At 65.7% G+C, this 13,351-nt stretch carries 10 protein-coding genes; 4 read left to right on the top strand and 6 right to left on the bottom strand.

All coding sequences use genetic code 11. The annotated features are described in order from the left end of the window. Positions 1-26 precede the first annotated feature (26 nt). Entirely contained in the window at positions 27-728 is a 702-nt protein-coding gene (locus IRZ12_RS00180; RefSeq protein ID WP_296462787.1) for a 4-carboxy-4-hydroxy-2-oxoadipate aldolase/oxaloacetate decarboxylase, read from the top strand. Between the two features lie 72 nt (positions 729-800). After that, on the top strand, positions 801-1,676 hold the full coding sequence (locus IRZ12_RS00175) for an amidohydrolase (protein WP_296462723.1): 876 nt from the start codon (positions 801-803) through the stop codon (positions 1,674-1,676). 146 nt (positions 1,677-1,822) lie between these two features. Here IRZ12_RS00175 and IRZ12_RS00170 read toward each other — a convergent pair whose 3' ends face one another. Further along, positions 1,823-3,028: a urate hydroxylase PuuD gene (locus IRZ12_RS00170; RefSeq protein WP_296462721.1), complete on the bottom strand. Its 1,206-nt coding sequence runs from the start codon at positions 3,026-3,028 to the stop codon at positions 1,823-1,825. Positions 3,029-3,295: 267 nt separating this feature from the next. Between IRZ12_RS00170 and IRZ12_RS00165 the strand changes: the two genes are divergently transcribed. After that, positions 3,296-4,777: an NAD-dependent succinate-semialdehyde dehydrogenase gene (locus tag IRZ12_RS00165; RefSeq protein WP_296462716.1), complete on the top strand. Its 1,482-nt coding sequence runs from the start codon at positions 3,296-3,298 to the stop codon at positions 4,775-4,777. Next, positions 4,774-5,286 carry a GNAT family N-acetyltransferase gene (locus tag IRZ12_RS00160; protein WP_296462713.1) on the top strand — a complete coding sequence of 171 codons (513 nt, stop codon included), beginning with the start codon at positions 4,774-4,776 and terminating at the stop codon, positions 5,284-5,286. The genes IRZ12_RS00165 and IRZ12_RS00160 overlap by 4 nt, the downstream gene beginning before the upstream one ends. A 43-nt stretch (positions 5,287-5,329) precedes the next feature. On the opposite strand, the gene IRZ12_RS00155 is transcribed toward IRZ12_RS00160, so the two are convergent. From IRZ12_RS00155 to infB, 5 genes are all read right to left on the bottom strand, one after another. Then, the gene (locus tag IRZ12_RS00155) at positions 5,330-7,030 is read right to left on the bottom strand and encodes a methyl-accepting chemotaxis protein (protein ID WP_296462710.1); all 1,701 of its coding nucleotides are present in this window, start codon (positions 7,028-7,030) and stop codon (positions 5,330-5,332) included. A 182-nt stretch (positions 7,031-7,212) separates the two neighbouring features. Then, a complete protein-coding gene (gene typA, locus IRZ12_RS00150) occupies positions 7,213-9,033 on the bottom strand; it encodes a translational GTPase TypA (RefSeq protein ID WP_296462706.1) in 1,821 nt (606 codons plus the stop codon). Continuing rightward, positions 9,030-9,950, bottom strand: a complete 921-nt coding sequence (gene truB / locus IRZ12_RS00145; protein ID WP_296462703.1) for a tRNA pseudouridine(55) synthase TruB — start codon at positions 9,948-9,950, stop codon at positions 9,030-9,032. Before truB ends, typA begins: the two co-directional genes overlap by 4 nt. 33 nt (positions 9,951-9,983) lie before the next feature. Next, positions 9,984-10,445, bottom strand: coding sequence for a 30S ribosome-binding factor RbfA (rbfA, locus tag IRZ12_RS00140; RefSeq protein ID WP_296462698.1), 462 nt, complete (start codon positions 10,443-10,445; stop codon positions 9,984-9,986). Between the two features lie 18 nt (positions 10,446-10,463). Then, positions 10,464-13,346, bottom strand: a complete 2,883-nt coding sequence (gene infB / locus IRZ12_RS00135) for a translation initiation factor IF-2 (protein WP_296462695.1) — start codon at positions 13,344-13,346, stop codon at positions 10,464-10,466. Positions 13,347-13,351: the final 5 nt, after the last annotated feature.

Genomic DNA, 13,351 nt, shown 5'->3' with positions numbered 1-13,351 from the left:
ATGGGCCTGCTTATTGGAGAACCATGATGTTGGGTGTTGTCGTTAGGAAAAAGCCGTCGCTGCCCGAAGGCGCGGCGGAAAAGCTGGCTGCGCAGGGCGTGGCCACCGTGCATGAAGCGCAGGGCCGCAGCGTGGGGCTTATGAAGCCTTACATGCGTCCCATTTACCCCGGCGCGGCGATCGCCGGCCCGGCCGTGACCGTGCTCGCCCAGCCCGGCGACAACTGGATGCTGCACGTGGCCGTCGAACAATGCTCGCCGGGCGACATCCTGGTGGTTGGCTGCACGACCGAGAACGCCGACGGCATGTTCGGCGAGCTGCTCGCGACCTCGCTCAGGGCGCGCGGCGTGCGCGGCCTCATCATCGACGCCGGCGTGCGGGACGTGGCCGCGCTCACCGAGATGCGCTTCCCGGTTTGGTCCAAGGCCATCAACGCCCGCGGCACGGTCAAGGCAACCATCGGGTCGGTCAACGTCCCCATCGTCTGTGCCGGCGCGCTGGTTCATCCCGGAGATGCCATCGTCGCCGATGACGACGGCGTAGCCATCGTCCCCAATGCGCAGGTCAGCGCCGTCATCCAGAAGGCCGACAAACGCATCCAGGAAGAAGAAAGCAAGCGCGCCCGCCTGGCGGCCGGCGAACTAGGCCTGGACATCTACCAGATGCGCCCCAAGCTGGAGGCGGCGGGGCTGCGCTATGTCGACTCGCTGGACGGGCTGAAAGACTGACGCCGCGCCTCAGGCCGTCTACCTCGGGCCGGGCCCGGACCCGGCCTCCCCTCCACTCACGATTGCTGAATCATGAAAACTTGCGCTGCACCTGATCCGAATCCCATCAAACCGCGCGAACCCTTGCCTCCCGGTTCGTGCGATGCCCACTGCCACGTATTCGGTCCCGCCGACCGCTTCCCGTACCATCCAGACCGAAGCTACACGCCGCCCGACGCGCCGTTCGAACGCCTGCGGCAACTCCATGACTGGCTGGGCCTGGACCGCGCCGTCATCGTGCAGGCGAGCTGCCATGGCGACGACAACTCCGCCATGCTCGACGCCATCGCGCGCAGCGAAGGCCGCTATCTCGGCGTGGCCATCGTCAACGGCAACGAAACCGATGAACAGCTGGCCGACCTGCACGCCGGCGGCGTGCGCGGCGTGCGCTTCAACTTCGTCCAGCACCTGGGAGGTGCCCCCGACCTGGAGATTTTCGACAAGACCATCGGGCGGCTGAGCGAACTCGGCTGGCACGTGGTGCTGCACCTGGACGCGCAAGACATCGTCACCTACCGCGATCGCATCAACCGCATCAACGTGCCATTCGTGATCGATCACATGGGACGCGTCCAGGCGGCCCTGGGCATGGACCAGGAGCCCTTCCGCGCGCTACTCGAGTTGATGAAGAATCCCCTGGCCTGGGTGAAGGTGTGCGGAGGAGAGCGCGTGTCGGTCGGCAAGCGCCCCTTTGCCGATGCCGCCCCATTCGCGGCCAAGCTCATCGAAGCCGCGCCGGACCGCGTACTGTGGGGCACCGACTGGCCGCACCCCAATATCTCCAAAGACATGCCCAACGATGGCGAGCTGGTCAACCTGATGCTGGATTTCTGCCCGGATCCGGCGCTGCGCCATAAGCTGTTGGTCGAAAACCCGGAACGGCTGTACGGATTCAAGCCGCTGGCCTGACCCCTGGCGCCCGACTTACCCCTGGCCCCGGACGCGCGGATGCCTGCGCCCCGGGGCCGTTTCATTGGCAGCCCCCAAAAAGCGCGGCGCACTGCGGCGCCGCCCGGGATGCCTGGTGCAGCCGGTCCCGGGCCACCGCTGCTGTGCTACCGGCTTGCGGCGAGTGGTGCGCCGGCTTGGAACCACCTGCCCAGCAGCGCCCGCTCTTCCTCCGTCATCGCCGTCGCGTTATTCAACGGCATGGTGCGCTGGACGACGGCCTGCTGATACACCACCTGCGCATGCGACTTGAGCAGCTCCGGCGTCTGCAGCTGAATGCCCTTGTTGGGAAGTTGTGCGTTGTGGCACACCACGCAGCGCTGGGCCACGACTTGCTGGACCTGCGTGATGTCCTGGGGCTCCAGGGGCTCGTGAAAGGCCGCCGCCCCAGTGCCCGCCCCGGATGGCGCAAGCGACCATGCCACGGCCGCCAGCAGCGCCACGCCGGCGGCGGGATACCAGAAGTTGTAGACCTGCTTGTGGCGCAGCACGAAAAACTGCCGGATCAGCGCCCCCGCCAGCATGATGGCGATCAACACCAGCCAGTTGTACTTGGCCGAATACACCATGCTGTAGTGGTTGGACAGCATGGCGAACAGGACCGGCAGCGTGAAATACGTATTGTGCACGCTGCGCTGCTTGCCCAGCTGGCCGTGGATGGGATCGACCGGCTCGCCGGCACGCATGGCGGCGACGACTTTCCGCTGCCCGGGGATGATGACCATCAGCACGTTGGCGCTCATGATGGTGGCAATCATGGCGCCCACGATCAGGAAAGCCGCGCGGCCCGCGAACAGGTGGCACGCGAGCCATGCCGCGGCGGCCACGAAAACCGCAACGGCAATGCCCACGGTGCGGTCGGCCCGCTCCCCCGTACCCGCGATGCGGCAGATGGCGTCATACACCAGCCACCCCACTACCAGGAAGCACAGCGCAGCGACCACGGCCGCAGCCGGGCCCCAATTGAAGACGTTCGGATCGATGAGGTAGGTGCGCGCGTTGAACAGGTACAGCACCACCAGCAGCGCGAAGCCGGACATCCAGGTGGAGTAGCTCTCCCAATAGAACCAGTGGAGATGCTCGGGCAGCTGCTTCGGCGCTACCAGATACTTCTGCGGGTTGTAGAAACCGCCCCCGTGCACCGCCCAGAGCTCGCCCGACACGCCTTTCTCGAGGAGTTCCGGGTCCTGGGGTTTCAGAAGGCTGTTGTCGAGCCAGACGAAGTAGAACGAAGAGCCAATCCAGGCGATGGCGGTGATCACATGCAGCCAGCGCAGCAACAGATTGGCCCAATCAAGAATGTAGGCTTCCATGCCCTTCCTGCTAGAGACAATCGCTCACCACTGCGGGCGCTGTGAGCAAGAAGGTCGCGCCAATAAAGCACCGCGGCGACCGTAAGGCGGCGAGGACTACGCCTCGCTTGTTACAGGCTGCATCTTCTCGCGACGCGCCGCTGCTTGTCAACGGTCCGCGCCCGCCCCCGGACCGGACGGGGCGCCTCAATGGGCCACGCTTCGATCCGCTAGAATGGATCGGTCGCTCCAGGTCGGAGCCCCCTGCAAAAAGACCTGAGATAAGCCATGAGCTGCGCAACCGCCCCATCTCGACTATCTGACCCCACTCTTTTCAAGACCCAGGCGTACATAAACGGTGCCTGGGTCGACGCCAGCGACGGCGCCAGCTTCGCGGTCGACAATCCTGCTGACGGCACCCTGGTCGCACGTGTCGCGGACGTCGAACCTGCGCAGGCGGAGGCTGCCATCGCGGCGGCACAGGCCGCCTTCGGCCCCTGGCGTGCGCGCACGGCCAAGGATCGCGCCGCGCTCCTGCGACGCTGGTTCGAGCTGATGCTCGCCCACGCCGATGACCTAGCGGCCCTCATGACCTTGGAGCAAGGCAAGCCCCTTGCCGAAGCCAAGGGCGAAGTGGCCTACGCCGCCTCGTTCATCGAATGGTTCGCGGAGCAAGGCAAGCGGGTCGCCGGCGACACCCTCTCGCCGGTGGCACCCAATACGCGCATGCTGGTGCTACGCGAACCGATAGGAGTATGCGCCGCCATCACGCCCTGGAACTTTCCGCTCGCCATGATTACCCGCAAGGCGGGTCCTGCCTTGGCCGCAGGCTGCACCATGGTCCTCAAGCCGGCAGAACAGACGCCGCTTTCCGCCCTGGCGCTCGCCGAGCTGGCGCACCGCGCCGGCCTGCCGCCCGGCGTGCTCAACATCGTCACCGCGGGCAGCGAGCGCTCCATCGCCCTCGGCAAGACCCTCTGCGCCAGCCCGGTCGTGCGCAAGCTCAGCTTCACGGGCTCTACGCCGGTGGGCCGCATCCTCATGCAGCAAAGTGCGCCCACCATCAAGAAGCTCTCACTGGAGTTGGGCGGGCTGGCGCCGTTCATCGTATTCGAGGATGCCGACCTCGACGCCGCGGTAGACGGGGCCGTCGCCTCGAAGTACCGCAATACCGGGCAAACCTGCGTCTGCACCAACCGCTTCTACGTGCATGACGACATTTACGATGCATTCGTCCAGAAGCTGGCCGAAAAATCCCGCTCGCTGAAGGTCGGCAACGGCTTCGACCCCGGCGTCGTGCAGGGGCCGCTGATCGACGAAGCGGCCGTCGCCAAGGTCGAAGAACACGTCAACGACGCGGTCGCCAAAGGGGCTGCCGTCCTGGCGGGCGGCAAGCGCCACGCGCTGGGGGGCCGCTTTTTCGAGCCGACGGTCCTGGCGGACGTCACGCGGGACATGCTGTGCATGCGCGAGGAAACCTTCGGTCCGGTGGCGCCCGTCATGCGGTTCCGGGATGAAGCCGAGGTCATCCGGCTCGCCAACGACACGCAGTTCGGCCTCGCCTCCTACTTCTACAGCCGCGACATGGGGCGCATTTTCCGCGTGGCCGAGGCGCTGGAATACGGCATGGTGGGCGTCAATACCGGCTTGATCTCCAACGAAGTCGCGCCTTTCGGCGGCGTCAAGCAATCCGGTCTCGGCCGGGAAGGTTCGGTCTACGGCATGGACGATTACCTGGAACTGAAGTACGTGTGCCTGGGGGGCATATGAGCGAAGGATTCGCGCCCCACCCTGGCGAGGCCTCGATCCGGCCCGCACGGCCCGAGGACGTCGGTCCGGTTCTGTCCCTGATGCGTGGACTCGCGGAGTACGAGCACCTGACGCATTTATTCAAGGCGCGCGAGGAAGATCTTTTCGATGCGTTGTTCGGCGCCCGTCCCGCCGCTGAATGCCTGGTCGCCGAGGTCGACAGTGGCGTGGTGGGCTACGCACTGTTCTTTCATAACTACTCCACCTTCCTCGGGCGGCGCGGCTTGTACTTGGAAGATCTCTACGTACGCCCCGACCACCGCGGTCGCGGGCTCGGCAAGCGCATGCTCAAGACGCTCGCCGCCATCGCCGTCGAACGCGGGTGCGGCCGCTTCGAGTGGAGCGTTTTGGACTGGAACCAGCCTGCCATCGATTTTTATCGCGCAATGGGAGCCGACGTGCTGCCCGACTGGCGCATTGTGCGCGTGACGGGCGACGCGCTCGCGCGCCTGGGCTCAGCCGGCGATTGAACTGGCGCCGCCGCGCACACCATGCTGCGGCGGCGCAGCCTGGTCAGACTTTGAACCGGCCGACCATGGCGTCCAAACGCGCGGCCATGTCACGCATCTCCTGGGCCGACCGGGTCGTCTCCCGCATCGCGGCCGTGGTTTCTTCCACCATCTGAGCGATGCTTTCGACCTGCTGGGCGATGGACGTGCTGGCCGACGACTGCTCTCGGGTAGCATGGGCCACTTCGCGCACGCGCTCGAGCGAGGTGTCGGCACTGGAGCTGATCTCGCGCAAGGACATGGCGACTTGGTCGGCCAGGTCCGTGCCTTCGGCCACCATGGGCAGGATGTGCTCCATCGTGGCGGCGGATTCAGCGGTTTCCCGCTGGACGGCGCTCACCATTTCCTCGATCTCGACGGTCGCCGAGGACGTGCGCTCGGCCAGCTTGCGGACCTCGTCCGCCACGACGCTGAAACCTCGGCCCTGCTCCCCTGCCCGGGCAGCCTCGATGGCGGCGTTGAGCGCCAACAGGTTGGTTTGCCCCGCGATTTCCTTGATCGATGCGGCAATCGAGTTGATCTGCAAGGCGCGGGCCTCCAGGCCCCGGATTTTTTCGGACGCTTCCCCTACGGCGGCGGCGATGCGCTTCATGCTTTCGGCTGCACTCATGACGCCGGCTTCGCCGTTGCGGCAACGCTCGGCGACACCCTCCGAGTTCTGCTGCGTCTGCATGGCGGCATCGGAGATGTGCGCCACGGAAACGGTCAGCTCTTCGACAGCCGCGGCCATCGAAGAGGTGGCATCGCTCTGCTGCGCGGCGGCCGTCGTCACTTGGCTCACGGAATCAGCGATGCGCTGGGCGTCGCGCTTCATGGCGCCGGCCTCGTCCCGCACCGAGGCTATCAGTTCGCGCACGGAGTTCGACATGCTGGCGAACGCATCGAGCAGGCTGCCGGGTGGGGCGTTCGGCAGCCGCTGCCGGAAATCGCCGAGCGCGGCCCGGCGCATGATTTCGATCACCGCCAGCGGCTCGCCGCCTATCTGCCGGATGACTCCCCGTGCAATGAAGCCGCCGCCCAGCAGCAGTACCACTGCGAGGATCACGGTCGAGCCGGCGCCGAGCATGAGTTGCCGGAACAGTGCAGCATCGAGATCATCGATGTACACCCCGGTGCCCACCACCCAGTTCCACGGCTCGAAGCTCTTGAAGACGTTCAGCTTGGGGATGAGCTTGCTTTCGCCGGGACGCGCGAACATGACGGGCAGGAACGCATGCCCGCCGCCTTCGCGCATGGCGGCGAAACGCTCCTGCATCACCAGCGCCCGGTCGCGCTTGTCCCCGGTCAGGGCAACCGAATCCGCGCCCACGAGCGCAGGATTGCCGCCGTTCATCACCATGATGCCGTCGGCGTCGGTGATGAAGACATATTCCGCCTTGCCGTTGCCCCCGCCGTACCGGAACCCGAGTAGCGCCGTCTTGGCGGCCTCCTGCGCTTGCTCCCGGCTCATCACCCCCTTCCGCTGCAGCTCGTAGTAATGGTTGGCGACGCTCCAGGCACCTTGCGCCACGGCCAGGATTTCGGCCTTCTTGGAATCCAATAGCACTTGCCTGTCGTGGTAGAGCGCCCAGCCGCGGTCGACCAGGAGCAGGATGACCGCCAAGGCCACCAGCGCCCACAGCTTGCCCCGCAAGGACAGCCGGTTCACGATGGACGCCGAAACGTCGCCTCCCGCGCCGGCGGAATAGCGACTTGTATCATGCATTACCGCACTCATTGAGACCCCTTGCTCGCACAGGCCGGTGCAATGCGCGCCGGCCCGGAAACGAAAAACCATGCCTACCATTAACGGCATGCCGGGCGGGATCTGTATGGGCGAAACACGGTTCGCCTCAAAAGAGAAAGGGGGTTGCTCGCCCCCTTTTCTCCTCACGCTCCTGCGCGGGCTCAGGCCGCTTCGCGGCTTGCGCGCTTGCGCTCGTGCTCCTTCAGGTGCTTTTTCCTCAGGCGTATGCTCTTGGGCGTGATTTCGACCAGCTCGTCGTCCGCGATGAATTCCACCGCGTACTCCAGCGTAAGCTGGATAGGCGGAATCAGGCGCACGGCTTCATCGCTGCCCGACGCGCGAATGTTCGTGAGCTGCTTGCCCTTGATCGGATTGACGACCAAGTCGTTGTCGCGGCTATGGATGCCGATGATCATGCCTTCGTACAGTGCTTCGCCCGGCGAGACGAACATGCGGCCACGCTCCTGCAGCTTCCATAATGCATAGGCCACGGCGTCGCCGTCCTCCTGGCTGATGAGCACGCCGTTGCGGCGTTCGCCCAACGTGCCCTCGCGAACCGGCGCATATTCGTCGAACACGTGGCTCATCAGGCCCGTGCCCCGCGTCAGGGTAAGGAACTCACCCTGGAAGCCGATCAGGCCGCGCGCAGGAATGCGGTATTCCAGCCGGGTGCGGCCCTTGCCGTCCGAGGCCATGTCGAGCAGCTCGCCCTTGCGGCGGCCCAGCTCCTCCATCACGGCCCCCTGGTGGCCGTCTTCGACGTCCACCGTGAGGAGCTCGTAGGGCTCGCACTTGACGCCGTCGATTTCCTTGTACACCACGCGCGGGCGGGAGACGGCCAGCTCGTAACCCTCACGCCGCATATTCTCCAGCAGAATGGTCAGGTGCAGCTCGCCGCGGCCTGACACTTCGAACACCGTATCGTCTCCGGTGTCGCGCACGCGCAGCGCTACGTTGGACTTGAGCTCGCGCTCCAGGCGCTCGCGCAATTGCCGGCTGGTGACGAACTTGCCTTCCCGGCCCGCCAGCGGCGACGTGTTCACGCAGAAGTTCATGGTCAGGGTGGGTTCGTCTACCTTGATCATCGGCAGCGCCTCAGGCGCCTCGGGCGCGCAGACGGTGCAGCCTATTCCCAACTCGTCGATGCCGTTGATGAGCACGATGTCGCCGGCTTGCGCCTCGGGCACGATTTCGCGCTCGAGTCCGCGGAACTTGAGCACTTGGTTGACGCGTCCCTTGATGGGTTCGCCTTCCGGGCCGAACTTAACCACCACGTCCTGCAACGGGCGGACGCGACCGCGGTTGATGCGGCCGATGCCGATCTTGCCCACGTAGCTCGAGTAATCCAGCGAAACGATCTGCAATTGCAGGGGGCCGTCGGCATCGTCGGCGCGCACGGGCACCTTGTCCAGGATGACGTCGAACAAGGGCTTCATGTCGCCGTCGCGCACGTCGGCGCTCAGGCCGGCGTAGCCGTTCAGGCCGGAAGCATAGACGACCGGAAAGTCCAGCTGCTCTTCCGTTGCGCCCAGCTTGTCGAATAGATCGAAGGTCTGGTTGATGACCCAATCTGGACGGGCGCCGGGGCGGTCGATCTTATTGATGACCACGATGGGCTTGAGCCCCAGGGCCAGCGCCTTGCGCGTGACGAAGCGCGTTTGCGGCATGGGGCCTTCGACGGCATCGACCAACAGCAGCACGCCGTCGACCATGGAAAGCACGCGCTCCACTTCGCCACCGAAGTCCGCGTGCCCCGGGGTGTCGACGATGTTGATGTGCGTGCCTTGGTATTCGACCGCACAGTTCTTGGCCAAAATCGTGATGCCGCGCTCTTTTTCGATGTCATTGGAATCCATGACGCGTTCGGCGACCTGCTCGTTCTCACGGAACGTTCCCGCCTGCCGGAGCAGCTGGTCCACCAAAGTGGTCTTGCCATGGTCCACGTGCGCGATGATCGCCACGTTGCGCAATGCGCGTGTCATGTCGTTTCCTTGAATGAAATCAATCTATCTGGCTGCAGCCAGCCGTCCTCGCGACGGGCCGTTCCCAGAAACTTTCCTTGCGGGTCGTATACCCGAACCTTGTCGGTCGAGCCCGACGCACCGACCGCCGCCGCACTTTGCTTGCGCCCCTGCATGAAGCGGGATGCCGCGGCCGCGTCGAGCGTCACGGCGTCCAGGTCTTCCAGCATCTTGTCCGCCGCAAGCAGGGCCGACGCTGGATCGTCCAAGGACTCCAGGGCCTCCAACGTCCATGCCTGCTCCAAGCCAAAGCCGGCGGTACTCGTGCGCCGCAACGCCGTGAGATGGGCGCCGCAGCCCAGTGCCCGACCGATGTCTTGGGCAAGCGTGCGGATGTAAGTCCCCTTGCTGCAACGCACGTCTATCGTCGCGGCGCGACCCTGCATCGACACGAGTTCCAGTTCGTAGATATGGACCTCGCGCGGCTCGCGCTCGAGCGTGACGCCCTCGCGCGCGTACTCGTACAGCGGCTTGCCGTCGCGCTTGAGTGCCGAATACATGGGCGGAACCTGGGAGATCCTGCCGACGAATCGGCGCAGCACATCGCGCAGCTCAGCTTCGTCCACGACGCGACCGGGCTCTTGCCCCGGAAAAGCAACCGGCAGGCCGGTGCAATCGCCGCTATCCGTTTCCTCGCCCAGCGCGAGCGTGGCCGTATAACGCTTGTCGGCATGGAACATGGCGCCGGAGAACTTGGTCGCTTCGCCAAAGCAGAGCACCATGAGTCCCGTCGCGAACGGATCCAGCGTTCCCGTATGTCCGGCCTTGCGCGCATCCAGAATGCGGCGCGCCCGCTGCAGCGCATGGTTGCTGGACAAGCCCTCGGGTTTATCCAGCAACAACACACCGTCCAGCGCACGTCCGCGTCGGGAAGCCATCGCAATCGTCGAAATAAAAAGACGCAGCGCGGCTTACGCGCGATCGTCGTCAGGCGCGGACGGTTCGGCCGGCTCGATTTCCTCGCGGCCGTCCTCGGCCGAGCGGGAAGCCTCGATCGCGTCGGCCTTGACCCCCGGCGTGTTGGCCTGGGTAATGAGCTGGCTCATGGCGATGCCGCGCGACATCTGCCGGTCGTGCACGAAACGCAGCGTGGGCACTGTGTGGATGTGCAAGCGCTTGAAGAGCAGCGAATGCAGCCAGCCCGCCTTCTCGTTCAGGGCCGCTTCGGCATCGGCCGGCTCGGCCCCCATGACGGTGAAGTAAACCTTGGCATGGGCGTAGTCGGCGGACAGATCCACACCCGTGAGCGTGACCAAGCCCGCGCGGCTCACGTCGACCTCGCGCTGGATCATCTCGGCCAGATCCTTCTGGATCTGGTCGGCGAGCCGCTGGTTGCGGCCGCCCGGCACCTTTCTCTGTCTATGACGACTCATGTATCTACGACGCGCCCTTTACAGCGTGCGTGCCACTTCCTTCACCTCGAACACCTCGAGCTGGTCGCCGATCGCGATGTCGTTGTAGTTGCGCAGCGTAAGGCCGCAGTCGAAGCCAGCCTTGACTTCGCGCACGTCGTCCTTGAACCGGCGCAGCGAATCGACTTCGCCCGTCCACATGACCACGTTGTTGCGCAGCAGGCGGACCTGCGAGTTGCGGCGCACCACGCCGTCGAGCACCATGCAGCCGGCGATGTTGCCGATGCGCGAGACGTGGTAGACCTCGCGGATCTCGACCAGGCCTATGATCTCTTCGCGCTTTTCCGGAGCCAACATGCCCGACATGGCCGACTTCACGTCATCTACGGCGTCATAGATGATGTTGTAGTAGCGCACGTCGACACCGTTGTTTTCGGCCAGCTTCTTGGCGCTGGCATCGGCCCGCACGTTGAACGCGATGACCACGGCCTTGGAAGCGATGGCCAGGTTGATGTCGCTCTCGGAAACGCCCCCGACCGCGGCGTGCACGACCTGCACGCGCACCTCGTCGGTGGAGAGCTTCGTGAGCGCCTGCACCAACGCCTCCTGCGAGCCCTGCACGTCGGTCTTGACGATGAGCGGGAGCGTCTGCACGCCTTCGCCCATGTTCTCGAACAAGGACTCGAGCTTGGCCGCTTGCTGGCGGGCCAGCTTGACGTCGCGGAACTTGCCTTGGCGGAACAGCGCGATTTCGCGGGCCTTGCGCTCGTCGTTGAGCACGATGAGCTCGTCGCCGGCGGCTGGCACCTCGGTTAGGCCCTGGATCTCGACGGGAATCGACGGCCCCGCCTCGGTGATCGGCTTGCCAACCTCGTTGAGCATGGCGCGCACGCGGCCGAAGCTCGCGCCGGCCAACACGACGTCGCCGCGCTTGAGCGTCCCGCTCTGGACCAGGATGGTGGCGACCGGCCCGCGGCCCTTGTCGAGCTTGGCCTCGATCACCAGCCCCTTGGCCGGCGCATCCACGGGCGCCTTCAGCTCCAGGATTTCGGCCTGCAGCAACACTTGTTCGAGCAGCTCGTCGATGCCGGCACCGGTCTTGGCGGACACAGGCACGAACGGCGAATCGCCACCGTACTCTTCGGGCACGACCTCTTCGGCAACCAGCTCCTGCTTGACGCGCTCGGGGTTGGCCTCGGGCTTGTCGATCTTGTTGACCGCCACGACGATGGGCACGCCCGCTGCCTTGGCGTGATGGATCGCCTCCTTGGTCTGGGGCATCACGCCGTCATCGGCAGCGACCACCAGGATCACGATATCCGTGGCCTGGGCGCCACGCGCGCGCATCGCGGTGAACGCCTCGTGGCCCGGGGTGTCGAGGAAGGTGATCACGCCGCGTTCGGTTTCCACGTGATACGCGCCGATGTGCTGGGTAATGCCACCGGCCTCGCCCGAAGCGACCTTCGAACGGCGGATGTAGTCCAGCAGCGAGGTCTTGCCGTGGTCGACGTGGCCCATGACGGTGACGACCGGCGCGCGCGGCAGCTGGGCCGCGTCGGTGGCGGGCGCCTCGTCGAGGAATGCCTCCGGATCGTCCAGCTTCGCGGCGATCGCGGTATGCCCGAGCTCTTCGACCACGATCATCGCGGTTTCTTGGTCCAGCACCTGGTTGATGGTGACCATCTGGCCCATCTTCATGAGCACCTTGATCACCTCGGCAGCCTTGACCGCCATCTTGTGGGCAAGGTCGGCCACCGAGATCGTCTCGGGCACGTGCACTTCGCGCACGATGTTCTCGACGACCTGTTGGTGCTGCTTCTGTTCCTGCTGGCGGTGCTTTCCACCGCGGCCGCCGCCGCGCCATCCGTCACGGCTCGCGCCGGCCGAGGCGTCGCCGCGGGTCTTCAGGCCCTTCTTGCGATTGGCATCTTCCGACCACGTGGACGCGACCGCACCGGCCTTCAAAACCTTCTTGCCGGCCGCGGGCTTGTCGTCCTTCTTGGCCGGAGCGCTTTCCTTATTGGCATCCTGGGCCTGGGCGCCCGCCTTCGCGGCAGGCTTGTGCAGCGTGCCGGCGATGGGTGCCCCGGGTTGGGCTGGCGGCTGCGGCGCGTGCAGGACCTTGCGCGGACGGTTCAGCATCTCGCGCAGGGCCGCGGCTTCCGCCTCGGCGGCGCGACGCGCCCTCTCGCGCGCCTCTGCGGCCTTGGCATCGGCCTGACGCATTTCTTCGGCTTTCTTACGGGCCTCGTCGGCCTTGACGCGCGCCGCCTCGGCGCTCGACGCAGCCTGGCTTGCTACGACATCGCTCACTGCAGCCCCTCCCTCGGGCACGGCAGGGTGGGTGGATTGGGCAGCTGCCGCCTCGGCGGCAGCCTGTTTGGCTCGTTCGGCTTCCGCCGCGGCTCGCTCGGCTTCCTTGGCCGCTCGTTCGGCCTCCTGGCGGGCCTTTTCCTCCGCCTCGCGCAGGCGGGCCTCGGCTTCGCGACGCTCGCGCTCCTCGGCCTCCGCGCGCGCACGGGCTTCTTCCTGCTCGCGCGCGGCCGCTTCGGCGTCGGCCGTAGCGCGCGTTTCCTCGTCAGCACGAACCGGCGTGCCCGACTCGGCTTCGGCGCCGTCGGCTATATCGCGCTTGATGAACACGCGCTTCTTGCGGACCTCGACCTGGATCGTGCGGGCCTTGCCGGTGGCGTCGGCCTGCTTGATCTCGGAAGTCTGCTTGCGGGTCACCGTGATTTTCTTGCGGTCTTCCGACGCACCGTGGGCGCGGCGCAACGATTCGAGCAGTTGTGCCTTGTCGCTTTCGGTGACGGTGTCGTCGACCGAATTGATGCTTACGCCCGCGGCGCGCAGCTGTTCCAGCAGTACATTGGCGGGCAATTTCAGCTCATTTGCGAACTGGGCGACAGTGTTACTCGACATTCGTT

It is taken from the genome of Pigmentiphaga sp., assembly GCF_019689535.1.
Taxonomy (GTDB): domain Bacteria; phylum Pseudomonadota; class Gammaproteobacteria; order Burkholderiales; family Burkholderiaceae_B; genus Pigmentiphaga.
The sequence above is the reverse complement of the archived record's forward strand: the minus strand, read 5'-3'. Positions and strand labels throughout refer to the sequence as shown.

Excerpts from the sequence above, each read along its gene's own strand:
- IRZ12_RS00180 (WP_296462787.1), top strand. The coding sequence starts at position 27 with ATGTTGGGTGTTGTCGTTAGGAAAAAGCCGTCGCTGCCCGAAGGCGCG.
- IRZ12_RS00175 (WP_296462723.1), top strand. The coding sequence starts at position 801 with ATGAAAACTTGCGCTGCACCTGATCCGAATCCCATCAAACCGCGCGAA.
- IRZ12_RS00170 (WP_296462721.1), bottom strand. The coding sequence starts at position 3,028 with ATGGAAGCCTACATTCTTGATTGGGCCAATCTGTTGCTGCGCTGGCTG.
- IRZ12_RS00165 (WP_296462716.1), top strand. The coding sequence starts at position 3,296 with ATGAGCTGCGCAACCGCCCCATCTCGACTATCTGACCCCACTCTTTTC.
- IRZ12_RS00160 (WP_296462713.1), top strand. The coding sequence starts at position 4,774 with ATGAGCGAAGGATTCGCGCCCCACCCTGGCGAGGCCTCGATCCGGCCC.
- IRZ12_RS00155 (WP_296462710.1), bottom strand. The coding sequence starts at position 7,030 with ATGCATGATACAAGTCGCTATTCCGCCGGCGCGGGAGGCGACGTTTCG.
- typA (WP_296462706.1), bottom strand. The coding sequence starts at position 9,033 with ATGACACGCGCATTGCGCAACGTGGCGATCATCGCGCACGTGGACCAT.
- truB (WP_296462703.1), bottom strand. The coding sequence starts at position 9,950 with ATGGCTTCCCGACGCGGACGTGCGCTGGACGGTGTGTTGTTGCTGGAT.
- rbfA (WP_296462698.1), bottom strand. The coding sequence starts at position 10,445 with ATGAGTCGTCATAGACAGAGAAAGGTGCCGGGCGGCCGCAACCAGCGG.
- infB (WP_296462695.1), bottom strand. The coding sequence starts at position 13,346 with ATGTCGAGTAACACTGTCGCCCAGTTCGCAAATGAGCTGAAATTGCCC.